The organism is Novosphingobium arvoryzae (assembly GCF_014652615.1).
In the GTDB taxonomy this organism is placed as follows: domain Bacteria; phylum Pseudomonadota; class Alphaproteobacteria; order Sphingomonadales; family Sphingomonadaceae; genus Novosphingobium; species Novosphingobium arvoryzae.
This window is the reverse complement of the sequence record NZ_BMZD01000002.1, coordinates 233,504-257,803: the sequence shown is the minus strand read 5'-3', so window position 1 is coordinate 257,803 and position 24,300 is coordinate 233,504. Positions and strand designations below refer to the sequence as shown.

Below are 24,300 nucleotides of genomic sequence, written 5' to 3'. Positions count from 1 at the left end.
GAGTTCCGATGCGGCCTTGCGGCCTCGCCGGATCGCTCTTTTCGCCTGAAAGGCTGACCTGACGATGCTGGAATTGATCGACAGTGCCGTTCCGATCATCACGATCCTGATCGCGATTGTTGCGACGGTCTTTGTGTTCAGCGGGATCGATGATCTGCTGATGGACGTGTTCTACGTGGTCTGGCGGGTGTTCCGCCGACCGGCGTTCAACCGCAAGCACCGCCCGCTGACGCGCGAAATGCTGCTGGCCGAACCGCAGCGGCCGATTGCGGTGATGATCCCCGCCTGGCGCGAGGACAAGGTGATCCGGGCCACGCTGCTGCGCGCGATCGAGAAGATCCAGTACGACGAATACACGATCTTCGTCGGCGTCTATCCCAACGATCCGGCCACCCGGGCCGAAGTGGAGGGCGCGCGCACGCTCTATCCCGAACGGATCCGAATCGTCGAAGTGGGCCATGATGGCCCGACGACCAAGGCCGACTGCCTGAACGCGATCATCGCCGATGCCTTTGCGCTGGAACAGACCACGGGCAAGCCGTTCGAGATCTTCGTGCTCGACGATGCCGAGGATGCGATCCCGCGCTACGGCTTCCTGGTGTTCAACCACCTCGTCCCGCGCAAGGACTTCGTGCAGCTGCCGGTGTTTCCGGAAAAGGTGCGCTGGTGGAAATTCACCGCCGGCCATTACATGGACGAATTCGCGCAGTTGCACCTGAAAGACATGCGCACCCGCGAATGGCTGACCGGGGTGATCCCCAGCGCCGGGGTGGGCGCGGCGTTCAGCCGCCGGGCCATGCTGCTGGCGGCCGAGGTCAACCACGGCAAGGTCTTTTCCGAAGACACGTTGACCGAGGACTACGAGCTGCCGCTGCAACTGGTGCGGATGAAGGCGAACGAGGCGTTCGTCGAACCCGGCAAGCCGGTCTACAGCGAGCACCCGGACATCGCGCCCGAAGTCACCGTGGACGAGGAATACCCCTATATCCGCAGCGCCTTCCCGGAAAAGCTGCGCGCGGCGGTGCGGCAGAAGACGCGCTGGGTGCTGGGCATCTCGTTGCAGGGCTGGGAGCACCTGGGCTGGCGCGGCGGCGGGGCGATGCACAGCTACATGCTGTGGCGCGATCGCAAGGTGCTGTTCGGCAACCTGGCGAACTTCGCCGGCTATATCCTGGTGGTCTTCACGCTGGGCCTGTGGATCACGCGCTGGCAGATCACCGATGACCAGACCTTCCCCAACGTCGTCCCCGAAGGCACGCTGGTGTGGTATCTGCTGATCATCAACTTCTTCATCATGCTGATCCAGCTGATCGTGCGGTTTGCCTGCACTTTGACGATCTATGGCCTGATCCACGCTGTGCTTTCCATCCCGCGCGCGGTCTGGGGCAATTTCATCAACTTCCTGGCAACCACCCGGGCGCTGCTGTTCTATTTCCGCGCGCGCAAGCGGCATGAGCCGATCCCGTGGGACAAGACCGAGCATACCCCCAGCGAACTGAACTGACCCGGCGATGGAACAGAGGGACCCCATGACCAAGACAAATACACCCGCGCGCCGCTGGCCGCGTCTGGCCGCCGCGCTGCTGGCGGGCGCCGCCCTGCTCAATGCCGGCACGGCGCTGGCCAACCCGGAAGAGGTGCTGAACCGCTATTACGCGCAGGCCCAGCAAGACCCGGCGGCGGCGTTCGCCGCGCTGGCCGAAGCCGCTCCGCGCTATCCGGACGATCCGCGCATCCAGCTTGAGGCGGGCTATTACCTGCTCAAGCAGGATCGCCGGGCCGAGGCCCTGCCGTGGTTCGAACGCGCGGTTGCCCTCCAGCCGGAACGGGCGGACCTGTGGAAGCAGGTCGGTTACATCCGCAAGGCGCTGGGGCAGCGGTCTGGCGCGATCACGGCGTTCGAGCGCGCGGCGCAGCTCGACCCGGCGGACCGGCCGGCACGGGCGGAGCTGGCCTACCTGCGCTCGGCCGGCGGGGCCTGGGGTCCGGCGGAAAAGGGGGACATCTTCGGTGAGACCTATGCCGCGCCCGAATACAACTCGTACTGGGACATGGCGGTGCTGCCGGTCCAGGCGCGGGTCGGCGTGGTGCTGGCCGATGCGCCGGTGGTGGAGGCCTATGTCGGGGTGCGGCTGAACGTGGACAGCCGTTCGGGCAAGGGGCCGTTCGGGCCGCAGGTCTATACCGACAACATGGCCGCCGTTGCGGCCGGTCTGCGCCTGCGCCCGCTGCCGGGGCTGGCGCTGTTCGTCGAAGGCGGCGCGGCCTATGACCTGGTCGACCGGGGGCGGACGCGCTGGCGCGGGGATGTGCGCGGCGGGTTCCTCTACTACAACGACTGGAACATGGCCCCGCGCGAAGGCGGCGGCATCCGCCCGGTGGCGGATGTCTATGCCGACGGCATCTATTATTCGCGCTATGACGACAACGTGCTGTTCACCGGGCGCGTCCGTCCGGGCCTGCGGCTGGCGGAGAATGAGCGCTGGGCGCTCGATGCCTATCTCCATGCGGCAGCGGGCTTCGACACCAAGGGCCTGCGTGACAACGAGTTCGAGGAACTGGGCGGCGGCGCGGCGGTGCGGCTGTTCGGTCCGGCAGGGCTGACTTTCCGCGCCGAGGGCGTGCGGGTGTTCCGGCACGGCGGTCCGCCGTCCTACTCCACCGCCCGCATCCGGCTGGAGCATTACGCGCGGTTCTAGAGGTGTCCTGAAATTCGCAAGATGCGAATTTCAGCAGCGGCACCGGCCCGCTCCCCCGCCCGGTCACCCAGAGCATACCATCTCGTTGGGTGGCCGGGCGGGGGAGCGGGTCGGTGCCGCAACATCCGAACCGTCTGGTTCGGATCAGGGCCTATCCATCACCACTTGCGCGACCATTCGGGCAGTGCGCCGGGGCGTGAGGCATGGACCCGCGCGCCGGTGCGCTTGCGCAGCCACAGGATCGACCAGTCGCCGTTCACCATTCGCCCCGCCAGCCGCATCCCGGCCCGGCGGCAGGCGGCGCGCACTTGTGCCTCCTGCGTTTCCAGCAGCCCGGCCAGCAGTAGATGCCCGCCCGGCACCAGCGCCTTGGCGAAATCCGGGGCAAGGCTGATCAGCGGCCCGGCAAGGATATTGGCGATCACCAGGTCATAAGGCCCGCGCGCGGCGAGCAGCGGATGCTCCATCCCGTCGGCCACCAGCATCACCAGCTCACCGGGGCGCGGCCCCATGGCCACGTGGTTCAGCGCGGCGTTGTCCTCCACCACGCCAACGCAGACGTGGTCGATGTCGCTCGCGGTCGCCAGCGCGCGCGGCCACAGGTCCAGCGCGGCGAAGGCCAGCAGGCCGGTGCCGGTGCCGATGTCGGCGCAGTTCTTCACCACCACGCCGCTGCGCTTCATCGCGCCCAGCATGGCGAGGCATCCGGCCGTCGTGGCGTGCTGGCCGGTGCCGAAGGCCTGGCTGGCCGGAATGCAGAAGTCGCGCACGCCCGGCTGGGCCAGCGGCGGATGTTCTGGCGTGTGGACGTGGAACCGTCCGGCGCGAATCGGCTCCAGCCCCTGCTGGCTGGTGGTCAGCCAGTCGACCTCGGGCAGCTGCTCGATCTCGAACGGCGGCGGGCCATCCGCGAACAGCGCGGCCAGCGCGGCCTTGTCGGCGCGCGAAGGCTTGCGCGGCAGCCACGCTTCCAGTTGCCAGTCGTCGGGCTTGTCCTCGGCAATCTCGCTGCCGGAAATGACGATGTCCGGGTCCCAGTCGAACGCATCCTCGTGCGCCAGCAGCGCGCCTTCGATCACGGGGCGGGGGGCGAGGGCGGTGACTTTCCAGCTGGTCATTGGCCGGCTTCCTCACGCGCAAGGCGTTTCGCCAGCCGGTCGCTGCCCCCGGCGGCATAGGCGATGCAGGCGCGCGGCTGGGCCAGCGGGGCCTTGCCCGAGAGGCGCTCCAGCAGCGCGCTGCTGCCCGGATGCGGGGTGAGCAATACGTCACAGGGCAGGCGCTCGATCACGCGCAGGCCCGCGCGCGCGGCGTCCACCCGGTCGGGATGGGCGGTGAAGCGGTAGGTGTCGGACGAGATCGTGTTGGTCGAATCCGCGTAGGCCACGGTCACGCACTGCTTGCCCTCGCAGCTTTGCCAGGTCCAGCTGGTCGATCCGGGCGAGTGCGTCGGGTTGGCGTGCAGGGCAAAGCGCGTGCCGCCGACGGTGAGCGCGCCGCCGTGGCGCAGCGTTCGGTCGACGCGGGCCGGGGCCATCGGATACTTCGCCAGCAGATCGGCCTGCGGGTCAGCCGGGTGCGCCTGCCCGGACCGCATCACGGCGGCGGCCTCGGTCCCGGTGACCAGCCTGGCCCCGGTCGCCCGCTGGATCGCGGCCATGGCGCCGACATGGTCGAAATGTTCGTGCGTCATCAGCAGCCATTTGACCTGCCGGGGATCGAACCCCAGCGCGCGGATATTGGCCAGCACGTGCGGCGCGGCGTCCTCTGGCCCGGTATCGATCAGCACCAGTCCGGCGGCGGTTTCCACCAGCACCGCCGTGATCCCGCACGTGCCGACATACCAGCTGCGCCCGTGAATATGCGCGGGCGGGGCGGGATCGGACCAGCCATCGCGCCCGGCGCAGGCGCCCGCGATGTCCTTGCTAGCCCTTGGGCTTGCGCCCGTGCGTTCCGCCGGAGCCGCCGCGCCCAGCGTCAGCAGCACCGCGCCCGCCAGTGCGAGCCTAGCGAACATAACTCGCCCCGTTGGCGTCCAGCACCGCGCCGGTCATGCTTTCCGGCGCGTCGAGCGCGCAGAACGTGGCGATCGTGGCGATTTCGTCGGGCGTGGCGACCCGGCCCAGCGGAATGTCGGCCAGCAGCCCGGCGCCGCCCCGGCTGGCGAGGTAATCGTCGGCCATCGAGGTGTCGGTGAAGCCGGGGCAGATGGCATAGCTCATCACGCCCTTCGCGGCATACTGGCGGGCGATGGTCTTGTGCATCGCGATCATCCCGCCCTTGGCGGCGGCATAGTGCCAGTGGTCGGGCGAATCGCCCCGGTATCCGGCGCGGCTGGCGATGTGGACGATCCGGCCCGCGCGGCCATCATCCAGCCAGTGCTTCACCGCAAAGCGCGACAGTTCTGCTGATGCGGTCAGGTTGATCCGCAGGGTATCTTCCCAGTTGTCCAGCCACTGGATGTCGGACAGCGCGATCGGATTGGGGCTGAACAGCCCGGCGTTGTTGACCAGCAGGTCGATCCGCCCGCCGCCGCGCTCCAGCGCCTCGCCCCAGATCCGCGCCGGGGCGGCGGGATCGGTCAGGTCGGCGGCAATCGTGTGTTCGTCCACCGCGCGGGTGGCGTGGCCAATGACGGTAACGCCGCGCGCGCGCAGCTGGGCGGCGATGGCCGCGCCAATGCCGCGCGAGGATCCGGTGACAAGTGCGGTAAGTGTGCTCATCCCCTGCCATTGGCGCACGCCGCGCCGTGGGACAAGTCAGATAAGGCTAAGGTCAGGACTTGCGGAGCGCGCCTTCGAGGTTTGAAGCAGAATGGCCCGGTGCAAGAAGGGGAGGCGCGGGAATATGTCGATATTTCGCGCCGACCCGACGCCGCAATGGGCCATTCTGATCAAATCCCGCAGGGACGCCGAAATGGCTTCCATCTCGAACGGACATTCGTTTGGAAAGGCAACCAGCCTTCCCGGCACGAATATCCGCTCGATCTGTTCGCCATTTCGGCGCCTCGAAGGCGCGATCCGCAAGTCCTGACCTTAGGACCGCTTGCACGGCCCCGCGTTTTGGTTATGGGGTTTGCACGAAGGGGGGCGTCCTTGCGCCCGCAAAAGTCACGAAAGGGAACAGCCGCATGGCCGGAGTGAAAAACCGCCCGCTTTCGCCGCACCTGCAAATCTGGCGCTGGGGCCCGGCGATGGCCATCTCGATCCTGCACCGCGTTACCGGCAATGGCCTGGCCTTCGCGGGCCTGGGCGTGTTGCTGTGGTGGCTGGGTGCGCTGGTTGGCGGGGAAGCGGCCTATGCCGTGTTCACCACGCACGCCACCGCCTGGTATGGCCGGGTCGTGCTGATCGGGCTGACCTGGGCGTTCTTCAGCCACATGTGCTCTGGCCTGCGCCACTTCGTGCTGGATATCGGCGCGGGGTTCGAACTGCAGAGCAACAATTTCTGGTCGGTGGTGACGCCGATCGTGGCCATCGTGCTGACTGTCGCCACCTGGGCGACGATCCTGCGTTGAGAGTGCTGAGACATGGGTAACGGAACTTCGATCGGACGGGTGCGCGGGCTGGGCTCGGCGCATTCGGGGGCGCATCACTGGCTGGTGCAGCGCTTCAGCGCCATCGGCAACCTGGTGCTGGGGCTGTGGCTGATCATCTCGCTGATCACGCTGCCGGACTATGACTTCAAGACGGTGCGCGAATGGATTTCGGGCGGCATCCCGGCAACGGCGATGGCCCTGCTGGTCGTGTCGGCGTTCTGGCACGCGCGCCTGGGCATCCAGGTGCTGATCGAGGACTATGTCTACGAACACGCCAACAAGTTCGCCTGCATGGCGCTGCTCAACCTTTCCGTCTTTGCCGGGGCCGCTTTCGGCCTGTTCAGCATCGTTCGCCTCGCGCTGGGAGCTGCCTGATGTCCGCGCCTGCCTACAAGATCATCGACCACACTTATGACACCGTCGTCGTCGGCGCGGGCGGCTCTGGCCTGCGCGCCACGATGGGCAGCGCCGAAGCCGGCCTGAAGACCGCGTGCATCACCAAGGTGTTCCCCACCCGCAGCCACACCGTGGCCGCGCAGGGCGGGATCGCCGCGAGCCTCATGAACAATTCGCCCGACCACTGGACCTGGCACATGTTCGACACCGTCAAGGGGTCTGACTGGCTGGGCGACCAGGACGCGATCGAATACATGGTCCGCGAAGCGCCGCAGGCGGTGTACGAGCTGGAACACGCGGGCGTGCCGTTTTCGCGCAACCCGGATGGCACGATCTATCAGCGCCCGTTCGGCGGCCACATGCAGAACATGGGTGAAGGCCCGCCGGTGCAGCGCACCTGCGCCGCGGCGGACCGCACCGGCCACGCCATGCTCCACGCGCTCTATCAGCAGAGCCTGAAGTACGACGCGGACTTCTTCATCGAATACTTCGCGATCGACCTGATCATGGAAACCGGCGCCAGCGGCGTGCCGGAATGCCGGGGCGTGATCGCGCTGTGCATGGACGATGGCTCGATCCACCGCTTCCGCGCGAAGGCCGTGGTGCTGGCGACCGGTGGTTATGGCCGTTCGTATTACACCGCCACTTCGGCCCACACCTGCACCGGTGACGGCGGGGCGATGGTGCTGCGCGCCGGCCTGCCGCTGCAGGACATGGAATTCGTGCAGTTCCACCCGACCGGCATCTACGGCGCGGGCGTGCTGATCACCGAAGGCGCGCGCGGCGAGGGCGGCTACCTGACCAACTCCGAAGGCGAGCGCTTCATGGAGCGCTATGCCCCCTCGGCCAAGGATCTCGCCTCGCGCGACGTCGTCTCGCGCTCGATGGCGCTGGAAATCCGCGAAGGGCGCGGCGTGGGTCCGAACAAGGACCACATCTACCTGCACCTCGATCACATCGATCCCAAGGTGCTGGGCGAACGCCTGCCGGGCATCACCGAATCGGGCAAGATCTTTGCCGGTGTCGACCTGACCCGCCAGCCGCTGCCGGTGGTGCCGACCGTGCACTACAACATGGGCGGCATCCCGACGAACTATCACGGCGAAGTCGTGACCATCGGGCCTGACGGCAACCCCGAAACGGTCGTCCCTGGCCTGTTCGCGGTGGGTGAGGCTGCCTGCGTTTCAGTCCACGGCGCGAACCGCCTGGGTTCCAACTCGCTGATCGACCTCGTGGTGTTCGGCCGCGCGGCGGGCCACCGCCTGAAGGAACTGATCAAGCCGCAGACCGCGCACCAGGCCCTGCCCAAGGACAGCGCCGACCTCGCGCTGACCCGGCTCGACCACTTCCGCAACGCCAAGGGCGGCTCGCCCACGGCGGAAGTGCGCACCGAAATGCAGCGCACGATGTCGAAGCACGCAGCCGTGTTCCGCAACGATGAACTGATGGCGGAAGGCAAGGTCAAGCTGGCCGAAACCTACAAGCGGATGGAGGACATCCACGTTACCGACCGCTCGCTGATCTGGAACTCGGACCTGATCGAGACGCTGGAGCTGGACAACCTGATCAGCCAGGCCACTGTCACGCTGCACGGCGCCCACAACCGCAAGGAAAGCCGCGGCGCCCACGCGCACGAGGACTTCCCCGATCGCGACGACGCCAACTGGATGAAGCACACCGCTGCCTGGTTCAACGGCTGGGGCGGCAAGGGCGGCGAAGTCCGGCTGGACTACCGCCCGGTGCACGAATTCACGCTGACCGACGACGTGGACTACATCAAGCCGAAGAAGCGCGTTTACTAAGCCGCTGCTTCAGCGCTGGAACAGGAAAGGCCGGAGCGGCAACGCTCCGGCCTTTTTGTGTTCAGTGCGACAGCAGCACTGGCAGGCGCGGGTTATCCAGGACGCTGATCGTGGCGCCGCCCAGCAGGAAGTCGCGCAAGCGGGAATGGCCGCAGCCGCCCATGACCAGCAGGTCGGCATCCAGTTCGATGGCCGTATCCTGCAAGGCTTCACCGATCTTGCGGCCATTGAGGAATCGCCGTTCTACGCTGGCCGCGATGCCGCGCCGGGCGATGCCGGCGACCAGATCGGCCTGATCCAGCGTCGAACGAATGGCCTTTTCGTCGCCGACCGTCAGCAGCACGACGTCCTCGATCTGTGGCAGCAGCGCTAGCGCATCTCCCAGCGCCCGCGCGGCGTTGCGGCTGTTGTCCCAGGCCGCAACGATGCGCCGCGCTGCAAACTGGCCGTCATGCGCCTCCGGCACGACCAGCAGTGGCCGCCCTGTTTCAAACAGCAGATTTTCCGCCATGATCCGGTCGCTCAGCGGGCCGGAGCGGCGTGATCCGGTAATCAGCACGTCGTGAAGCCGGGCATGATCGGCGATGTAGTTGATCAGTCCCTGCGAGTGGTCGATGGCGGTAACGGTGCGCGCGGGAACGCTGAGGGCGGAGCAGCGCTGTTCCAGTTGCGCGGCATTGGCGGCGTTGGCCTGATCGCGATCCCGTGCTTGCTGTTCCTGCGCGGACAGGCTCAGCCCGTCGGCCGATGGCGTGGCATTGGCTTCGATATTGAACAAGAGCCCGGTCAGGCTGGCGCCGATGGCCTGGCAGAGTGCCGGCGCATATGCCGCTGGCCCCCGGTCCACGGCGAAGCTGCCCAGCGGAGCATAGAGCGCCACGGATCTGGATCGAATGGTATCGGTCACTGGCAATTTCCTCGTTTCGTCGTTCAGAAACGAGTGGCCCGCGCACCGGCATGGCGAAAATACAACAAACCGGCATCGGGCTCACCCGATGCGGTCCGACATCACGACCGGGATGGTCGCCAGAGGGGCCCGGCCCGCGTTGCTAAAGTAACGCAAATGTCCGGCGGTTCAAGCCGACTCTGGCAACGGCCACGCGGATGTCCGGCGCGCGCGCCACGGTCTTGCCGGTGATTGCCGCGGGCGGACATCAAGATCGCCCGCCTGGCGCTGGCTTTTGCAATCCCCCGGTTTTCCTACATCCGGCAAACCTGTCATACTCAGGCCCGGCGCTTTGACTCTGTTGGATTCCCGTTGCGGGTGGCGTGGGGCAGGGCAGGCCCGTTTTTTGAGTACAACACCGCCCTGCGGATGACTTTCATCAACTAACCTGGGAAAAGCCTTGAAAATCAAAGGAGGCAGTTTGCAAAGGCGGTCGCTGGCAGCCGCTGGATGACCGATTGCATTCATCCACGCTTCATGTTTACAACTGTAGTCGATTACGAGTGTAAACGATGAGGTGAGGACATGGCCGAAGCGCCCGAACCCGGCGAACGGATCAGCGAGGCGGAACACGCGGTAATGGAGGCGCTGTGGGCGCGCTCGCCGCTGACTGCCAACGAGGTGGCCGATGCCGTCGCCCCCGCGCGGGGCTGGACCCTGCCCACGGTCAAGACGCTGCTGTCGCGGCTGGTGGCCAAGCAGGCGGTGGCGACCCAGCCGCAGGGCAAGCGCTTTCTCTACCGCCCGCTGCTCGCCCGGACGGACTATGCCGCGGGTGAATCCCGGCGGCTGGTCGAACGGCTGTTCGGTGGCAGCGCGGCGGGCCTGTTCGCCCACCTGGCCGAAGCCGAGGCGCTGAGCGAGGCGGACCTGTCCGAGATCGAGGCGCTGCTGAAGGGCCTGCGCGAAGGGGCCGGGCAATGAATGCGCCGGTGCTGACCTGGCTGCTCGATACGCTGCTGGTCACCGGCGGGCTGATCGCGCTGGTGCTGGTGATCCGCCGTCCGGTGGCGCGCTGGTTTGGCCCCGGCATGGCCTATACGCTGTGGGCCTTGCCGCTGCTGCGCCTGATGCTGCCGCCGCTGGTCCTGCCAGCCGCGCCGGTGGCTGCCGTGGCAGCGGACGGGGCGGTCGCCGAAGTCATGCTGACCGCCGCGCCGGCCGCCGCGCCGCTCTGGCCAGACCTGCTGCTGGCGCTCTGGCTGGGCGGGGCCGGGCTGTTCCTGCTGTGGCGCGCGGCCTGTTATATCCGGATGCGGCGGGCGCTGCTGGCGGATGCACAGCCGCTGGGGCAGGTCGGGGCGGTGCGGCTGGTCGAAAGCCCGGCGACGCAATCGCCGGTGGCGTTCGGGGTGCTGGACAAGGTCGTGGCCTTGCCCGCCGGGTTCATGGACCGGGCGGACCGCGCCGGACGCGACCTCGCCATCACCCATGAATTGCAGCACCATGCGGGGCGGGACCTGGCGGTCAACCTGGCGATGCAGCCGCTGTTGGCGTTGCACTGGTTCAACCCGCTGGCATGGGCCGGATGGCGCGCCCTGCGCCGCGATCAAGAAGCCGCCTGCGATGCCCGCGTGCTGGCCGGGGCCGATGGGGCCACCCGCGCCGCCTATGCCCACCTGATTGCCACGTTTGCCAAGTCCCCCCGCCTTGCCCTGGCCGCGCCGATGGCCTGCCCGGTGCTGGGCGAGAAAAGCATCATCCATCGTTTGAGGAGCCTGACCATGCATGAACCCACCCCGCGCCGCCGACTGGCAGGCCGCACCCTGATTGCGGTTGGCGCGCTGGCGCTGCCGCTGACCGCCTCGATCTCGTACTCCGCCGCCGAGGCCGCGCCCTCTGCGCCAGAGGCTCCGCCCGCTCCCCAAGCGATGCCCGCGCCGGAAGTTCACCAGCAGCACCGGATCGTGATTGTCGAGAAGCAGGCGGATGGCGAGAATGCCGATGCCGCGCTCAAGACCCGGGTCGTGACCCGCGATGGCAAGACCATCGTGCTCAAGACCAGCAAGGATCTGACCGATGCCGAGGTCGAGGAAAAGGTTGCCCGCGCCATGGCCGCAATGCCCCCGGTGCCGCCCGTTCCCCCGGTTCCGCCGGTCCCGCCCGTGGATGGCCAGACCCGCGTGATCGTGAAGCGCCTGCACGGCGAGGGTGCTCCCGGCGCGATGGTGTGGCACGAACAGGACGGCAAGCCGCTGGCGTTCGATTGCCCCGAAGGCAGTGGTTCCACCGCCGAGAGCACCGGCGTCGGCCCGGATGGCAAGCAGCGCAAGATGGTGATGCGGTTCTGCGCCAAGGGCGCACCGATGGCCAAGGCGGTCGAAGGGATCAAGGCCGCGCGCGACCGCCTGATGAAGGACGACAAGCTCTTGCCCGCGATGCGCGACGACATCGTCCGGCAACTGGATGCGGAGATTGAACGACTTTCCAAGCAGGGCTGATCGCACACCCCTTGATCCCTGACCTGGAAACAGCAGGGCGGATGGTCTCAGTCACCCATCCGCCCTGCGCCCCATGCGATCAGCGCCAGCGCAGGCGGTCCGCCGTCAGCTGGTCAACACGGGTGACGCCCATCAGCTTCATGCCGCGTTCGATTTCGTCCTGCAGGATCGCCAGCGCGCGCTCCACCCCGTCCTGTCCGGCGGCGGCGAGGGCGTAGAGGTAGAGGCGGCCGCCCGATGCCGCCGTGGCTCCGGCACACAGCGCCTTCAGCGCATGGGTGCCGCGCCGGACGCCGCCGTCGCAGATGATCTCGATCTGTCCGCCCACGGCATCGACGATTTCGGGTAACTGGTCGAAGGGGGAACGGCTGCCATCGAGTTGACGGCCGCCGTGGTTGGAAATCATGATCGCATCCGCGCCGATTGCCACCGCGCGGCGCGCATCGGCCACGCTCATCACGCCCTTGAGCGCGAACTTGCCGCCCCAGTCCTCGCGCAGCTGTTCGGCCATCTTCCAGTCCATCGACTGGTCGAGCATGGTGTTGAAGTAGCCCGCGATGGAGACGGCTTCGCCGGTGCCTTCCCTGACGTGGGTGTCGAGGTTGGGGAGGGCGAACTTCTCGCGTAGCAGGTAGTCCAGCCCCCAGCGCGGCTTCATCGCATAGCCCAGCAGGTTGCGGGCGGTGAACCTGGGCGGCGAGGTGAACCCGCTGCGGGCGCAGCGTTCGCGCTTGCCCGCGACGATAGTGTCCACCGTCAGCGCGATGGCATCGAACTTCGCCGCCTGGCAACGCTCGATCATGCTGCGGTTGAGGCCCCGGTCCTTGTGGTAATAGAACTGGAACATCTTGGGATTGTCCCCCATCGCCCCGATTTCCTCGATCGAGACGGTGGCAAGGCTGGAAATGCCGAACCACAGCCCGAACTTCGCCGCCGCGCGGGCCACGGCGCGTTCGCCCTGCCAGTGGAACACGCGTTGCAGCGCGGTGGGGGAAAGGATCAGCGGCAGCGCGCTGGTGCGGCCCATGATCGAACAGCTGGTGTCGATGGTTTCCACCCCGGCCAGCACGTCCGGGACCAGATCGGCGCGGGCATAGGCATCGGTGTTGCGCTGCTTGGTCAGCTCATCGTCGGCGGCTCCGTCGATGTAATCGAACACGGGCCAGGGCAGCCGTTGCTTGGCGAGGCGGCGAAAATCGTCGATGTTGTGGCAATCGGTCAGGCGCATATCGGTTACCGCAGATCGGCAAACGTGTCGCAGGCGTTCTCGCTCGCGCTTTCCAGTCCGCGCTTGAGCCAGGTCATCCGCTGTTCGCTGGTGCCGTGGGTGAAGGCGGCTTCTACCGGGCGGCGGCCGGCGTTTTTCATCAGCGTGTCATCGCCGATGGAGTGCGCCGCGTTCAGGCCTTCTTCCATGTCGCCCGGTTCGATCCGGTCGGCATTCTTGGCGGCCCAGACCCCGGCATAGCAATCGGCCTGCAATTCCATCCGCACCTGCAAGCGGTTGGCGGCCTGCGGATTGCGCTCTTGCGCGCTGCGGATCTGCGCGGCGATGCCGGTGATGGTCTGGATATGGTGGCCATATTCATGCGCGATGACATAGGCGCGGGCGAAATCGCCTCCGGCCCCCAGCTTCTGCTCCATCTCGCGGTAGAAGTCGGTGTCGATGTAGATGCCGTTGTCGCTTGGGCAATAGAACGGCCCCATCGCGCTTTGCGCCGCGCCGCAGCCGGAATCGCCGGACTGGGAATAGAACACCAGCTTCGGCGGCGCGAATTCCTCGCCCGCCGCCGCGAAGATCGGTTGCCAGGTCTTGTTGAGCGAGGAGAGCGCATTGCATGTCTCGCGGCTCATCGCGTCGACCGTGCAGCTTTCCGAAATGGTCGCGCCGCCCTGCGCGGGGCCGGCCACTTCCGGCCCGGCCTGCTGTATCTGTTGCAGCCCGCCCAGCATCTGCACCGGATCGACCCCGAACACCACTGCCGCAATCAGGGCGATCACCAGGGTGCCGCAGCCGATCTTGCCGCCGCCGCCGCCCATCCGGAACCCGCCGCCACTGCCGCGCTGATCCTCGATGTTCAGGGCATTGGGATCAAAATCGTCGAGGCGCATCGCGAAAACCTTCCAAACCGTGGCAAGACGCTGGACAGGTTTGCGACCCAGCGGCAATGCCGGGGTGTAACGTGTTTTCTCATAGGGTTGGAGTCGGGAATGTTTCTTTCGGGCAAGCGTGCGCTGATTACGGGTTCGACGTCGGGCATCGGGCTGGCGATTGCGCGCTCGCTGCGGGCCGAGGGGGCAGAGGTGGTGCTGTCCGGCTTCGGCGATGACGCCGTGATTGCCGCGTTGTGCGAGGAACTGGGCGCAATCCATGTCGCCGCCGACCTGTCGCAGCGCGCCGGGGTCGAAGCATTGATGGCGGGGGCTGGGCCGGTCGACATCCTGGTCAACAATGCCGGGATGCAGCATGTCGCCCCGGTCGAGGAATTCCCGGTCGAGAAGTGGGACACGATCATTGCCCTGAACCTGACGGCGGCGTTCGATGCCTGCCGCCTGGCGATCCCGCACATGAAGGCTGCCGGGTGGGGGCGGATAATCAACACGGCCAGCGCCCATTCGCTGACCGCTTCCCCGTTCAAGGCGGCCTATGTTTCGGCCAAGCATGGCCTTGCCGGGCTGACCAAGACGCTGGCGCTGGAACTGGCAACGCACAACATCACCGCCAACTGCATCAGCCCCGGCTATGTCTGGACGCCGCTGGTGGAAAACCAGATCCCCGACACGATGGCCGCCCGCGGCCTCTCGCGCGAGCAGGTGATCAACGATGTGCTGTTGCAGCGCCAGCCGACCAAGAAGTTCGTCCAGCCAGGCGACGTGGGCGAAATGGCCGTGTTCCTGTGCCGCGACGCCGCCGCCAACATCACCGGGACGAACATCAGCATGGATGGTGGCTGGACCGCGGAATAGGGCGGCGGGTAGCGCGACTGTAGCTTTCCTGCCACCCCGCGCGGCGAACTGAACCGACTCGACGAACGGCGCTTGTCGGCGGGCGGGCAACGTGTAGTTTCGCCGCGATGAAGCGTGGCTGGAGAGCGATGAGGCGAGGGGTTGTGGTGGCATTTGCCGCCACTATGCTGTTGTCTCCCGCCGCCTCCGTCGCCGCGCCCAAACGGGACAAGGCGCTCGAAGCGCAATTGCTGGCCCACATCACCGAACTCGCCAGCGACGCCTATGAGGGACGCGAGCCGGGGACCGAAGGCGAATCCAAGACGCTGCGCTATCTTGGCAAGCAGTGGTTCGACATCGGCCTGGAATCCGGCACTAATGACCCGCTGCATAACTGGTTTGCGCCGGTCACGCTGGTCGCGCGCGAGCCCTATGGCAGCAATGCCGTGTTTATGCGCAAGGGGCGGCGGCTGATCCTGCCGGCCGGTGCGACGCTGGTGTTGACGTCGGCCAAGCGCAGCCTGGTTGAAAACGCGCCGGTCCTGTTTGTGGGCACGGGTGCGGCAATCCCTTCGCGTACCGAGCTGGCGGGGCGGGTGGCGCTGTTGCTGGATGGCGGAACCGAGGATTCGGAGCGGCAGAACGCCTTGCTCAAGGGCGGGGCGACCGCGGTGCTGACTGTGCTGGACGGTGATCGTACGCTGGACAACGTCCGCGATCGTCGCGAACGGTCCGGCTATGCGCTGGCCAGCGACCGGCTGGGCGGTGATCTGGAAGCGTTCATCACGCCGGAGGGGCTGGGGCGGTTGCTGGCCGGGACCGGGCAGTCGCTGGCAAGCTTGCAGGCGGCGGCGGCGGCGCCCGATTTCGCACCCCGCCTGATCGACCTGACGGCCACACTGGAAGCCACCACGCGTGAGACGCGGATCAACACCCACAACGTGATCGGCAAGCTGCCTGGGCGCAAACCGGATGGCAAGGCGGTGCTGCTGCTGGCGCACTGGGACCATTTCGGACGCTGTGCCGAGCCGCCCGCCGAAGACCTGATCTGCAATGGCGCGATCGACAACGCGAGCGGGGTGGCGGTGCTGACCGAGATCGCCCGGCGGTTGGTGCGCGGGATCACGCCAGAGCGTGACATTTATTTCCTGGCGACTACGGCAGAGGAGATCGGCTTGCTGGGTGCGCACGCCTTTGCCGACAATCCACCGCTGCCGTTGGGACAAATCGTGGCGGCGTTCAATATCGATACCGTGGCGGTGGCCCCGGCGGGGTCACCTTTTGCCATCGTCGGCAAGGGCATGACCGGACTGGATGCCCAGATCGCCGCGGCGGCCAAGGCCAACAAGAAGAAGCTGGTGAACGGCGATGCTGCCAACGCCTTCGTGCGGCGGCAGGATGGCTGGGCGTTATTGCAGCACGATGTGCCGGCCGTGATGGTTTCCACCGCATGGTCCGATATCGCGCGGATGGAGCGCTTTATGGACGGTGATTACCACCGCCCCGGCGACACGGTGAAACCCGGCATCGAGCTGGGCGGAGCGGCGGACGATGTCGTTTTCCTCACCGCACTGGCACGCTGGTTTGCCGATCCAAGGAAGGTGCCCGGCATCCCGGACCGGCCCGCAAAATAGGGCTGGAAAACGCACTAGCCCTTTTCGGGGACTGGGTTTACATGGGCCGCCACGATTCTAGACCCCCAGAGGCACTGTGGCATTCATCGACATCCCCCTTGGCCTGACGTTTGACGACGTCCTGCTCCAGCCCGCCGAATCCGATATCGTCCCCTCGATGGCCGATACCCGGACCCGGCTTTCGCGTGAGATTGCGCTGAATATCCCGGTGCTGTCGTCCGCGATGGATACCGTGACCGAAGCCGACATGGCGATTGTCATGGCCCAGTTGGGCGGCATTGGGGTGCTGCACCGCAACCTTACCCTTGAGGAACAGTGCGCCGCCGTTCGCGCGGTGAAGCGGTTTGAAAGCGGCATGGTGGTCAACCCGATCACCATCGGCCCCGACGCCACCCTGGGTGAGGCGCGGGCCCTGATGCAGATCAACCGCATCAGCGGCATTCCGGTCGTCGAAGCCAGCGGTAAGCTGGTCGGCATCGTTACCAACCGCGATGTGCGGTTTGCCGAGAACCCGGCCCAGCCGGTGCGCGAATTGATGACCCACGAAAACCTCGCGACCGTCAGCATGGGCGTGGGCAAGGAAGAAGCGCGCAAGCTGCTGCACCAGCGCCGGATCGAGAAGCTGCTGGTGGTGGATGATGCATTCCACTGCGTCGGCCTGATCACGGTCAAGGACATCGAAAAGGCGGTCAATTACCCCAACGCCACCAAGGACGCCGCCGGGCGCCTGCGCGTGGCCGCGGCGACCACCGTGGGTGACAAGGGCTTTGAACGGACCGAGGCGCTGCTGGCGGCCGAATGCGATGTCGTGATCATCGACACGGCGCACGGGCACAACAAGGACGTCGCGCGCGCGGTGGAGCGGGTGAAGAAGCTGTCCAATTCGGCGCAGGTGATCGCGGGCAACGTCGCCACTTATGACGCTACCCGCGCGCTGATCGATGCGGGTGCGGACGCGGTGAAGGTGGGCATCGGCCCTGGTTCGATCTGCACGACCCGCATTGTCGCGGGCGTGGGCGTGCCGCAGCTGACCGCGATCATGGAAGCTTCGCGCGCCGCGCGTGACGCGGGCGTGCCGATCATCGCCGATGGCGGTCTGCGCACGTCGGGCGATGCGGCCAAGGCGCTTGCTGCCGGGGCATCGTCGGTCATGGTCGGCTCGTTGCTGGCCGGGACCGAGGAAGCACCGGGCGAAACGTTCCTGTATCAGGGCCGCGCCTACAAGTCGTATCGCGGCATGGGCTCGGTCGGGGCGATGGGTAGCGGCAGTGCGGACCGCTATTTCCAGGGCGACATCAAGGACCAGATGAAGCTGGTGCCCGAAGGGATCGAAGGCCAGGTGCCCTACAAGGGACCCGCCAAGGACGTCATTCACCAGCTGGTTGGCGGCATCAAGGCGGCGATGGGCTACACCGGATCGGCCACGATCGAGGAACTGCGCACCAAGGCCAACTTCGTGCGGATCACCGGCGCGGGGCTGAAGGAAAGCCACGTTCACGACGTCACGATCACGCGCGAAGCCCCGAACTACCCGACGCGATAAGGCGGGCGGAACGGGTTCAGGGCGATGACCCCGCAAGCGCGCGTCCAGGCCGCGATCGAGGTGCTGGACCTGGTGATCGACGCCGCGCGCCGGGGCGGCGCTCCGGCTGACCGGATCATTACCGACTGGTTCCGCACGCGTCGCTTTGCCGGCAGCGGGGATCGCCGGGCGGTGCGCGATCTGGCCTATGCCGCGATCCGGACTTGCGGCGACGTTCCCGAAAGCGGGCGGGCCGCGCTGGTGCTGCTTGCCCACCGGGACCCGTCGCTGGCCGGCCTGTTCGATGGATCGCGCCACGCGCCGCTGCCGATCGCGGAGGGTGAGCCTGTCGCGGCTCCGGGCATTGCCCCACGCTGGTTGGAACAAGCCCTTGCCGATAGCGGGATCGCTGCCGATGAGGCCGCCCGGTTGCTGGACCGGGCACCGTTGGACATTCGCGTCAACACGCTGAAAGCGGATCGTGCGGTACTGGACTTGCCGCTGGCCGGCGAGGCGTTGCTGGCACCGCAGGGGCTGCGCCTGCCGCATGGCACCAACGTCGAAAGCTGGGAGGCCTATCAGGCTGGCCAGATCGAGGTACAGGACGGCGGCTCGCAGCTGACGTGCCTTGCAGTCGCGGCCCAGTCTGGCGAGATGGTAATCGACTTGTGCGCAGGTGCTGGCGGCAAGACGCTGGCGCTGGCCGCCGCGATGGCCGGGCGCGGGCGGCTGATCGCCTGCGATACCGACCGCACCCGTCTGTCGCGGCTGACCCCTCGTGCCGAGCGGGCCGGGGCCGGTCTGATCGAAATGCGCCTGCTGAACCCCAATCGGGAATTGGACGCGCTGGCGGACCTTGCCGGACAGGCCGATGCGGTGCTGGTTGACGCACCGTGTTCTGGTACAGGCACGTGGCGGCGCAATCCGGAAGCGCGCTGGCGGCTCAGCCCCACGGAAGTCGCCCGTTATGCGGCCCTTCAGTCCCGCTTGCTGGACGTTGCGGCGGGCCTGGTGCGCGTTGGTGGCCGGTTGGTGTTTGTCACCTGCTCGCTGTTGGATGCCGAGGGGGCGAATCAGGTGGATGCGTTCCTGTCGCGCAATCCGGGGTGGCAGGTCGAGGCGCCGGGCATCGGCGCCGGTGTGCCTCGCGGCCAGGGGCTGCGCTTGTCGCCCTGGCATGACGGCACGGACGGGTTTTTCGTCGCGCGCCTGCGGAAGCTGTGATAGCCACGCTGTGTATGCCGACCATTCGGGAGCAATTGATGCGCTACACCCCCGCTGCCCTCGCGCTGGCCATGCTGGTCGCGGTGACATCCAGCGTGGGACAAGGCAAGGCTCCCGCCCCGCTTGACCCACGCGCGGCGGCATTGGTTCAGCAGGGGCGGAGCGCGCTGGCGGCTGGCAATGTCGATGGCGCGATCGATGCTTATGAATCGGCTCTTGCCGTCCAGCCCGGCCATGTCGCGATCTATCTCAACCTTGCGGAGGCGACCCGCAAGCAGGGGATGCAGGGCAAGGCGCTGCGGTATTACCGCCAGGCGCTGACGATCGAACCGGACAACCAGTATGCCATCGCGGGTGAGGGCATGGCGCTGGCCGAGAAGGGCGCAATCGAGAAGGCACGGCGCAACCTGTCGCGGCTGAACCAGCTGTGCGGCGCGGATTGCCAGCCTGCCCGCGATCTTGCCGCCGCGATTGCAGCCGGTCCCGCGCCCAGGGTGGTCACGGCGGATCAGGTCAAGGCAGAGCCCGTGGTGGTCGAAAACTGAACTCTTGTGGCCTCGTGACGGGGCTTCGGTTCAGATCAGGTCGCGGAATTCGTCCAGAACGGCGCGGTAGACGCGCTTTTTGAACGGCACGATCACATCCGGCAAATGCGCGGGGTTGAGCCACTTCCACTCGCAGAATTCCGGCGGATCATGCGCTTCCAGGTCGATATGCGCGTCTTCGCCGGTGAAGCGGGCCAGCAGCCAGTGCTGGCGCTGGCCGCGGAATTTTCCGCCCAGAACCTTGCCCAGCAGTTCGGGCGGCAGGTCATAAAGCAGTTCCTCGCGGGTTTGCGCCAGGATCGTGACATGCTCGGCCCGCACGCCCGTTTCTTCCCACAGTTCGCGCAGGGCGGCTTCGCGCAAATCCTCGCCATCGTCGATCCCGCCTTGCGGCATCTGCCAGAATTCCCCCTCCTGGTTGTCGATCCGCCGGCCGACAAAGGCGTGGCCGGCGGAATTGACGAGCATGACGCCCACGCAGGGGCGATAGGGCAGATTGGCGAAAGGATCAGTCATGACGGCCCTTTAGGCCGAAACCCGCTCCAGCATCAACTTCATTGCCTTGATGAAGGCCAGCGTGTCGGCCTGGGCGCTGGGGACGGCTTTGCGCAAGTTGACGAAGCCATGAACGATGCCCTTCATTTCCATGTAGTGGCACTCCACCCCGGCCTGGATCAGTGCGGCGGCGTAGCGACGGCCCTGATCGCGCAAGGGGTCCAGCCCGGCGGTGGTGATGACGGTTGGCGGCGAGGCGGCGTGGTTGCCATGGATCGGATAGGCCCGCGCTTCGCCAGCGACTGGCGCATAGCAATCCATGAACCAGTCCATCGTCTTCTTGGTCAGGACATAGCCCTCGGCAAATTCCTGCATCGATCCGTCATGCGATTCATCCGTGGCCGGATAGATCGGGGCCTGCATGATTACCGGTACGGCCGCCGGTTGCGCCGCAAGGGCCTGGGGCACGACAATGGCCAGGTGCCCGCCAGCACTGTCTCCCGTGGTGATCAGCCCGGTGGCGCTGCGTCCCAGGTCGGTCGGGCTGCCAGCCACCCAGCGGGTCGCTGCCTCGCAATCGTCCGCGGCGGCGGGGTAGGGCGCCTCGGGTGCCAGGCGGTAATGCACGGCGACAACGGGCAGATCCATTTCCGCGGCAATCTGGGTGCACAGCGCGTGATGGGTATCGAGATCGCCAATCACGAATCCTCCTCCGTGGAAGAACATGATAACCGGGCCGGGGCCACGCTCTGCGCGGGCATCGTAGAGGCGCAGCGGAATGGCACCGCCGGGGCCGGGGCAGGTCAGATCCTTGATCACCGCCAGCGGCAGCGGATCGGCTTCCAGCATGGCCCCCATGGCGAGATAGCTGGCGCGGGCATCGGCCAGTGGTATCTCGCTCATTTCCGGTCCCGCCATTGCGGCCAGCGCATCAAGCACAGCTTTTACGTCGGGACGGACATAGGGCTGGGTATCGGCCATCGGGGAATCCTCTCTCGTTACTGTTTAATCGGCAGGTTAAGTCGCGAAATGCCACTTGACTAGCCGCCTTGGCGCTCGTCTTGTGGTTTTGCCGGGGCGACAGTTTTTCTTGATTGCGCAGTCGGCAGGGAGGGGATTAGGGCGGCCCTGAGTGAGAAGGGGCGGCCTGTCCGCCTGACAAGGAACAAGCATGGCAACGCAACTCGCCGATCAACAAGCACAGACCACCAACGCGCCCGAAGCTGTCGTTGTCCGCTTTGCGGGTGACTCCGGCGACGGCATGCAGTTGACCGGTGGGCAGTTCACGCTCTCGACCGCGCTGGCGGGCAACGACCTTGCCACCTTCCCGGATTTTCCGGCGGAAATCCGTGCGCCGCAAGGCACGCTGTTCGGCGTTTCGGCGTTCCAGATCAACTTCGGTTCGACTGAGATCGACACCGCGGGCGATGCGCCGGATGTGCTGGTGGCGATGAACCCGGCGGCGCTGAAAACCAATGTCGGTGCGCTCAAGCCCGGCGGGCTGATCATCGCTGACACCGGTGAATTCAACAAGCGCAACCTTGAAAAGGCCAAGTACGATGTCAATCCGCTGGAAGACGGCAGCCTGGCGAAGTGGCAGGTGCTGGCCTTCGACATCAGCGCGCTGACGCTGGAATCGGTCAAGCCGTTCGGCCTTGGCAACAAGGAAGCACTGCGCTGCAAGAACATGTGGACACTGGGGCTGGCGCTCTGGATGTTCGACCGCGACCGCGCGCCGCTGATTGACTGGCTGAAGGGCAAGTTCGCCAAGAACCAGGTTCTGGCGGATGCCAACATCGCCGCGCTCAATGCCGGCCATGCCTATGGCGAGACGGCGGAACTGGGCGGCCAGATCAAGAAGATCCATCTTGATCCCGTTGCATCGCCGCCGGGCCTTTATCGTACGGTGACGGGTGCCGACGCGATTGCGCTGGGGCTGGTCGCCGGGGCGCAGTTGGCCGAACTGCCGATGTTCTTTGGCGGCTATCCGATCACGCCTGCCAGCTCGATCCTGCACAGCCTGGTCCGGCTGAAGGAATTCGGCGTCACCACGTTCCAGGCGGAAGACGAAATCGCGGCGATCTGCGCGGCCATCGGGGCCAGCTATGCCGGGCAACTGGGCGTCACCTCCTCGTCCGGTCCGGGCATTGCCCTGAAGGGTGAGGCGATGGGGTTGGCGGTGATGACCGAACTGCCGCTGGTCATCGTCAATTCGCAGCGTGGTGGCCCGTCGACCGGTCTGCCGACCAAGACCGAGCAGAGCGACCTTTATCAGGCAGTCTATGGCCGCAATGGCGATGCGCCGATTCCGGTGATTGCTGCGCGCAGCCCGTCGGACGCGTTCGATTGCGCGATCGAGGCGTGCCGCATTGCCGTGCAGTACATGACGCCGGTGATCCTGCTGACCGATGGCTACATCGCCAACGCGGCGGAACCGTGGAAGGTGCCTGATCCGGCCACGTTCACGCCGTTCCCCGTGCAGTTCCTGACCGAGAAGAACGGCGGCGACACCCTGCTGCCCTACAAGCGCGACGAAAAGGGTGCGCGGCCGTGGATCAAGGCCGGCACGCCGGGCCTGATGCACCGCATTGGCGGGATCGAAAAGGCGGTCGATACAGGCCACCTCGACTATTCGCCCGCGAACCACCAGGCTCAGACCGACGCGCGCAAGGCGAAAGTTGACGGTATCGCCAAGGGCATTCCGGCCCAGGAAGTCACGCTGGGCACGGAAGGCGGCAAGCTGGCCGTGGTCGGCTGGGGGAGCACCTATGGCCCGATCCACCAGGCCGTCCGCCGGGCGCGGACGAAGGGGCTGGATGTCAGCCACGTCCATGTGCGCCACGTCTGGCCGCTGCCGGAATACCTGGGCGACCTGCTCAAGGGGTATGAGCGCGTGCTGGTCCCCGAAATGAATACCGGGCAGTTCAAGACCGTGCTGCGCGACCAGTATCTGGTCGACGCCAAGCCCCTGACCAAGACCTCCGGCCAGCCCTTCACGATCGCAGAGATCGAGGCGGCCATCGAAGGAGCGCTTTCATGAACGACATGACCCCCATCGCCAAGGTCCAGACCACGTTGAAGGACTGGGAAACCGATCAGGAAGTGCGCTGGTGCCCCGGTTGCGGCGACTATGCGATCCTCAAGGCGGTGCAGCGCACCCTGCCGGAAATCGGCGCGGACCCGTCCAAGACGGTGTTCGTATCCGGCATCGGCTGCTCCAGCCGCTTTCCGTACTACGTCGAAAGCTATGGTTTCCACACCATCCACGGTCGCGCCCCGGCCTTCGCCACGGGCATCAAGCTGGCCAATCCGGAACTGGATATCTGGCTGGTCACGGGTGACGGCGATGGCATGTCCATTGGTGGCAACCACACGATGCACGTGCTGCGCCGCAACCTGAATTGCCAGATCATGTTGTTCAACAACGAGATCTACGGTCTGACCAAGGGGCAGTATTCGCCGACCAGCCGTCAGGGCACCAACAGCCCGACCACGCCGCTCGGCTCGGTCGACCGTCCGGCTAGCCCTTGCGCGTTCGCGCTGGGGGCGGGTGCTCGGTTCATCGCGCGCGGGTTCGACGTGTCGAAGGAACTGCCGAATGTGCTCAAGGCCGCCCATGCGCACCGCGGCGCGGCGTTCATCGAAATCTTCCAGAACTGCATCGTCTACAACAAGGACCGGTTCGAGGAATTCGCCGCCCCGAAGGGTGCGGAGGATCGGCAGCTGTGGCTGAAGAACGGCGAACCGATGCTGTTCGGCAAGGGCACCAAGGGTATCGCGCTCGATGCCGAGGCGTTGACGCTCAAGGTCGTCGATGTGACCGATGGTGATTGGCAGGCTGCTGGCGTGATTGTTCACGACGTGACCAACCGTTCGATCGCGCACATGCTGGTGGAAATGCCGTTTGGTCCGTTCCCGATGGCGCTGGGCGTTCTCTATGACGACCCGCGCCCGACGTTCGAGGATGCCGTGCTGGGGCAGGATCACCAGGCCCGCGAAGGCAAGGTCGCCGATCTGGGCAAGCTGCTGGCCAAGGGCCAGACCTGGACGGTGGACGACCGCGAGGGGCATCCGGCCTGATATCCATTACCGGATTTGCACGCGGGAACGGG

At 66.4% G+C, this 24,300-nt stretch carries 23 protein-coding genes; 15 read left to right on the top strand and 8 right to left on the bottom strand.

Annotated features, from left to right (window positions below):
- Positions 1 to 64 precede the first annotated feature (64 nt).
- Both IE113_RS04485 and IE113_RS04480 read left to right on the top strand, forming a co-directional pair.
- Positions 65 to 1,504, top strand: a complete 1,440-nt coding sequence (locus IE113_RS04485; RefSeq protein ID WP_189539228.1) for a glycosyl transferase family protein — start codon at positions 65 to 67, stop codon at positions 1,502 to 1,504.
- A gap of 25 nt (positions 1,505 to 1,529) precedes the next feature.
- Positions 1,530 to 2,699, top strand: coding sequence for a tetratricopeptide repeat protein (locus IE113_RS04480; RefSeq protein ID WP_189539227.1), 1,170 nt, complete (start codon positions 1,530 to 1,532; stop codon positions 2,697 to 2,699).
- A gap of 158 nt (positions 2,700 to 2,857) precedes the next feature.
- Here IE113_RS04480 and IE113_RS04475 read toward each other — a convergent pair whose 3' ends face one another.
- The 3 genes from IE113_RS04475 to IE113_RS04465 are packed head-to-tail and all read right to left on the bottom strand — an operon-like array spanning position 2,858 to position 5,422.
- On the bottom strand, positions 2,858 to 3,817 hold the full coding sequence (locus tag IE113_RS04475; RefSeq protein ID WP_189539226.1) for a 50S ribosomal protein L11 methyltransferase: 960 nt from the start codon (positions 3,815 to 3,817) through the stop codon (positions 2,858 to 2,860).
- Positions 3,814 to 4,716, bottom strand: coding sequence for a subclass B3 metallo-beta-lactamase (gene bla, locus IE113_RS04470; protein WP_189539225.1), 903 nt, complete (start codon positions 4,714 to 4,716; stop codon positions 3,814 to 3,816). Before bla ends, IE113_RS04475 begins: the two co-directional genes overlap by 4 nt.
- On the bottom strand, positions 4,706 to 5,422 hold the full coding sequence (locus tag IE113_RS04465; protein ID WP_189539224.1) for an SDR family NAD(P)-dependent oxidoreductase: 717 nt from the start codon (positions 5,420 to 5,422) through the stop codon (positions 4,706 to 4,708). The genes bla and IE113_RS04465 overlap by 11 nt, the downstream gene beginning before the upstream one ends.
- A gap of 124 nt (positions 5,423 to 5,546) precedes the next feature.
- Here IE113_RS04465 and IE113_RS04460 point away from each other — a divergent pair, with 124 nt between their 5' ends.
- The 4 genes from IE113_RS04460 to sdhA all read left to right on the top strand — a co-directional run bounded on the left by IE113_RS04460 (position 5,547) and on the right by sdhA (position 8,435).
- Positions 5,547 to 5,732, top strand: coding sequence for a hypothetical protein (locus tag IE113_RS04460; RefSeq protein WP_189539223.1), 186 nt, complete (start codon positions 5,547 to 5,549; stop codon positions 5,730 to 5,732).
- Between the two features lie 97 nt (positions 5,733 to 5,829).
- Entirely contained in the window at positions 5,830 to 6,216 is a 387-nt protein-coding gene (gene sdhC / locus IE113_RS04455) for a succinate dehydrogenase, cytochrome b556 subunit (RefSeq protein WP_189539222.1), read from the top strand.
- 12 nt (positions 6,217 to 6,228) lie between these two features.
- Positions 6,229 to 6,612 (top strand): succinate dehydrogenase, hydrophobic membrane anchor protein, encoded by a 384-nt coding sequence (sdhD, locus tag IE113_RS04450; protein ID WP_189539221.1) that lies wholly within the window; start codon positions 6,229 to 6,231, stop codon positions 6,610 to 6,612.
- Positions 6,612 to 8,435: a succinate dehydrogenase flavoprotein subunit gene (sdhA, locus tag IE113_RS04445; protein ID WP_189539220.1), complete on the top strand. Its 1,824-nt coding sequence runs from the start codon at positions 6,612 to 6,614 to the stop codon at positions 8,433 to 8,435. Before sdhD ends, sdhA begins: the two co-directional genes overlap by 1 nt.
- 61 nt (positions 8,436 to 8,496) lie before the next feature.
- Here the strand turns inward: sdhA and IE113_RS04440 are convergent, their stop codons facing one another.
- The gene (locus IE113_RS04440; RefSeq protein ID WP_189539219.1) at positions 8,497 to 9,342 is read right to left on the bottom strand and encodes a universal stress protein; all 846 of its coding nucleotides are present in this window, start codon (positions 9,340 to 9,342) and stop codon (positions 8,497 to 8,499) included.
- A 564-nt stretch (positions 9,343 to 9,906) separates the two neighbouring features.
- Between IE113_RS04440 and IE113_RS04435 the strand changes: the two genes are divergently transcribed.
- Both IE113_RS04435 and IE113_RS04430 read left to right on the top strand, forming a co-directional pair.
- Complete coding sequence (locus IE113_RS04435) at positions 9,907 to 10,305, top strand: BlaI/MecI/CopY family transcriptional regulator (protein ID WP_189539218.1); 399 nt, start codon at positions 9,907 to 9,909, stop codon at positions 10,303 to 10,305.
- The gene (locus IE113_RS04430; RefSeq protein WP_189539217.1) at positions 10,302 to 11,822 is read left to right on the top strand and encodes a M56 family metallopeptidase; all 1,521 of its coding nucleotides are present in this window, start codon (positions 10,302 to 10,304) and stop codon (positions 11,820 to 11,822) included. Before IE113_RS04435 ends, IE113_RS04430 begins: the two co-directional genes overlap by 4 nt.
- Positions 11,823 to 11,901: 79 nt before the next feature.
- Here the strand turns inward: IE113_RS04430 and IE113_RS04425 are convergent, their stop codons facing one another.
- Together IE113_RS04425 and ypfJ are read right to left on the bottom strand one after the other, a co-directional pair.
- Positions 11,902 to 13,050 (bottom strand): alpha-hydroxy acid oxidase, encoded by a 1,149-nt coding sequence (locus IE113_RS04425; protein WP_189539216.1) that lies wholly within the window; start codon positions 13,048 to 13,050, stop codon positions 11,902 to 11,904.
- 5 nt (positions 13,051 to 13,055) lie between these two features.
- Positions 13,056 to 13,934, bottom strand: coding sequence for a KPN_02809 family neutral zinc metallopeptidase (gene ypfJ, locus IE113_RS04420; RefSeq protein WP_189539215.1), 879 nt, complete (start codon positions 13,932 to 13,934; stop codon positions 13,056 to 13,058).
- Between ypfJ and IE113_RS04415 the strand changes: the two genes are divergently transcribed.
- The 5 genes from IE113_RS04415 to IE113_RS04395 all read left to right on the top strand — a co-directional run bounded on the left by IE113_RS04415 (position 13,887) and on the right by IE113_RS04395 (position 19,693).
- On the top strand, positions 13,887 to 14,789 hold the full coding sequence (locus IE113_RS04415) for a 3-hydroxybutyrate dehydrogenase (RefSeq protein WP_444544208.1): 903 nt from the start codon (positions 13,887 to 13,889) through the stop codon (positions 14,787 to 14,789). The genes ypfJ and IE113_RS04415 overlap by 48 nt on opposite strands.
- Positions 14,790 to 14,896: 107 nt before the next feature.
- Entirely contained in the window at positions 14,897 to 16,402 is a 1,506-nt protein-coding gene (locus tag IE113_RS04410) for a M28 family metallopeptidase (RefSeq protein WP_189539213.1), read from the top strand.
- A gap of 85 nt (positions 16,403 to 16,487) precedes the next feature.
- Positions 16,488 to 17,945 (top strand): IMP dehydrogenase, encoded by a 1,458-nt coding sequence (gene guaB / locus IE113_RS04405; RefSeq protein ID WP_189539632.1) that lies wholly within the window; start codon positions 16,488 to 16,490, stop codon positions 17,943 to 17,945.
- Positions 17,946 to 17,969: 24 nt separating this feature from the next.
- Positions 17,970 to 19,148 carry an RsmB/NOP family class I SAM-dependent RNA methyltransferase gene (locus tag IE113_RS04400; RefSeq protein ID WP_189539212.1) on the top strand — a complete coding sequence of 393 codons (1,179 nt, stop codon included), beginning with the start codon at positions 17,970 to 17,972 and terminating at the stop codon, positions 19,146 to 19,148.
- Between the two features lie 38 nt (positions 19,149 to 19,186).
- Positions 19,187 to 19,693: a tetratricopeptide repeat protein gene (locus tag IE113_RS04395; protein ID WP_189539211.1), complete on the top strand. Its 507-nt coding sequence runs from the start codon at positions 19,187 to 19,189 to the stop codon at positions 19,691 to 19,693.
- Positions 19,694 to 19,723: 30 nt separating this feature from the next.
- Here the strand turns inward: IE113_RS04395 and IE113_RS04390 are convergent, their stop codons facing one another.
- Together IE113_RS04390 and IE113_RS04385 are read right to left on the bottom strand one after the other, a co-directional pair.
- The gene (locus tag IE113_RS04390) at positions 19,724 to 20,209 is read right to left on the bottom strand and encodes an RNA pyrophosphohydrolase (protein WP_189539210.1); all 486 of its coding nucleotides are present in this window, start codon (positions 20,207 to 20,209) and stop codon (positions 19,724 to 19,726) included.
- A gap of 9 nt (positions 20,210 to 20,218) precedes the next feature.
- Positions 20,219 to 21,169 (bottom strand): alpha/beta hydrolase, encoded by a 951-nt coding sequence (locus tag IE113_RS04385; RefSeq protein ID WP_189539209.1) that lies wholly within the window; start codon positions 21,167 to 21,169, stop codon positions 20,219 to 20,221.
- Between the two features lie 190 nt (positions 21,170 to 21,359).
- Between IE113_RS04385 and IE113_RS04380 the strand changes: the two genes are divergently transcribed.
- Positions 21,360 to 23,228, top strand: a complete 1,869-nt coding sequence (locus IE113_RS04380) for a 2-oxoacid:acceptor oxidoreductase subunit alpha (RefSeq protein WP_189539208.1) — start codon at positions 21,360 to 21,362, stop codon at positions 23,226 to 23,228.
- Positions 23,225 to 24,268: a 2-oxoacid:ferredoxin oxidoreductase subunit beta gene (locus tag IE113_RS04375; protein ID WP_189539207.1), complete on the top strand. Its 1,044-nt coding sequence runs from the start codon at positions 23,225 to 23,227 to the stop codon at positions 24,266 to 24,268. The genes IE113_RS04380 and IE113_RS04375 overlap by 4 nt, the downstream gene beginning before the upstream one ends.
- Positions 24,269 to 24,300: the final 32 nt, after the last annotated feature.

What these genes read in the sequence shown, in the direction of transcription:
- IE113_RS04485 (WP_189539228.1), top strand. Translation starts at nt 65, where the DNA reads ATGCTGGAATTGATCGACAGTGCCGTTCCGATCATCACGATCCTGATC.
- IE113_RS04480 (WP_189539227.1), top strand. Translation starts at nt 1,530, where the DNA reads ATGACCAAGACAAATACACCCGCGCGCCGCTGGCCGCGTCTGGCCGCC.
- IE113_RS04475 (WP_189539226.1), bottom strand. Translation starts at nt 3,817, where the DNA reads ATGACCAGCTGGAAAGTCACCGCCCTCGCCCCCCGCCCCGTGATCGAA.
- bla (WP_189539225.1), bottom strand. Translation starts at nt 4,716, where the DNA reads ATGTTCGCTAGGCTCGCACTGGCGGGCGCGGTGCTGCTGACGCTGGGC.
- IE113_RS04465 (WP_189539224.1), bottom strand. Translation starts at nt 5,422, where the DNA reads ATGAGCACACTTACCGCACTTGTCACCGGATCCTCGCGCGGCATTGGC.
- IE113_RS04460 (WP_189539223.1), top strand. Translation starts at nt 5,547, where the DNA reads ATGTCGATATTTCGCGCCGACCCGACGCCGCAATGGGCCATTCTGATC.
- sdhC (WP_189539222.1), top strand. Translation starts at nt 5,830, where the DNA reads ATGGCCGGAGTGAAAAACCGCCCGCTTTCGCCGCACCTGCAAATCTGG.
- sdhD (WP_189539221.1), top strand. Translation starts at nt 6,229, where the DNA reads ATGGGTAACGGAACTTCGATCGGACGGGTGCGCGGGCTGGGCTCGGCG.
- sdhA (WP_189539220.1), top strand. Translation starts at nt 6,612, where the DNA reads ATGTCCGCGCCTGCCTACAAGATCATCGACCACACTTATGACACCGTC.
- IE113_RS04435 (WP_189539218.1), top strand. Translation starts at nt 9,907, where the DNA reads ATGGCCGAAGCGCCCGAACCCGGCGAACGGATCAGCGAGGCGGAACAC.
- IE113_RS04430 (WP_189539217.1), top strand. Translation starts at nt 10,302, where the DNA reads ATGAATGCGCCGGTGCTGACCTGGCTGCTCGATACGCTGCTGGTCACC.
- IE113_RS04425 (WP_189539216.1), bottom strand. Translation starts at nt 13,050, where the DNA reads ATGCGCCTGACCGATTGCCACAACATCGACGATTTTCGCCGCCTCGCC.
- ypfJ (WP_189539215.1), bottom strand. Translation starts at nt 13,934, where the DNA reads ATGCGCCTCGACGATTTTGATCCCAATGCCCTGAACATCGAGGATCAG.
- IE113_RS04410 (WP_189539213.1), top strand. Translation starts at nt 14,897, where the DNA reads ATGAAGCGTGGCTGGAGAGCGATGAGGCGAGGGGTTGTGGTGGCATTT.
- IE113_RS04400 (WP_189539212.1), top strand. Translation starts at nt 17,970, where the DNA reads ATGACCCCGCAAGCGCGCGTCCAGGCCGCGATCGAGGTGCTGGACCTG.
- IE113_RS04395 (WP_189539211.1), top strand. Translation starts at nt 19,187, where the DNA reads ATGCGCTACACCCCCGCTGCCCTCGCGCTGGCCATGCTGGTCGCGGTG.
- IE113_RS04390 (WP_189539210.1), bottom strand. Translation starts at nt 20,209, where the DNA reads ATGACTGATCCTTTCGCCAATCTGCCCTATCGCCCCTGCGTGGGCGTC.
- IE113_RS04385 (WP_189539209.1), bottom strand. Translation starts at nt 21,169, where the DNA reads ATGGCCGATACCCAGCCCTATGTCCGTCCCGACGTAAAAGCTGTGCTT.
- IE113_RS04380 (WP_189539208.1), top strand. Translation starts at nt 21,360, where the DNA reads ATGGCAACGCAACTCGCCGATCAACAAGCACAGACCACCAACGCGCCC.
- IE113_RS04375 (WP_189539207.1), top strand. Translation starts at nt 23,225, where the DNA reads ATGAACGACATGACCCCCATCGCCAAGGTCCAGACCACGTTGAAGGAC.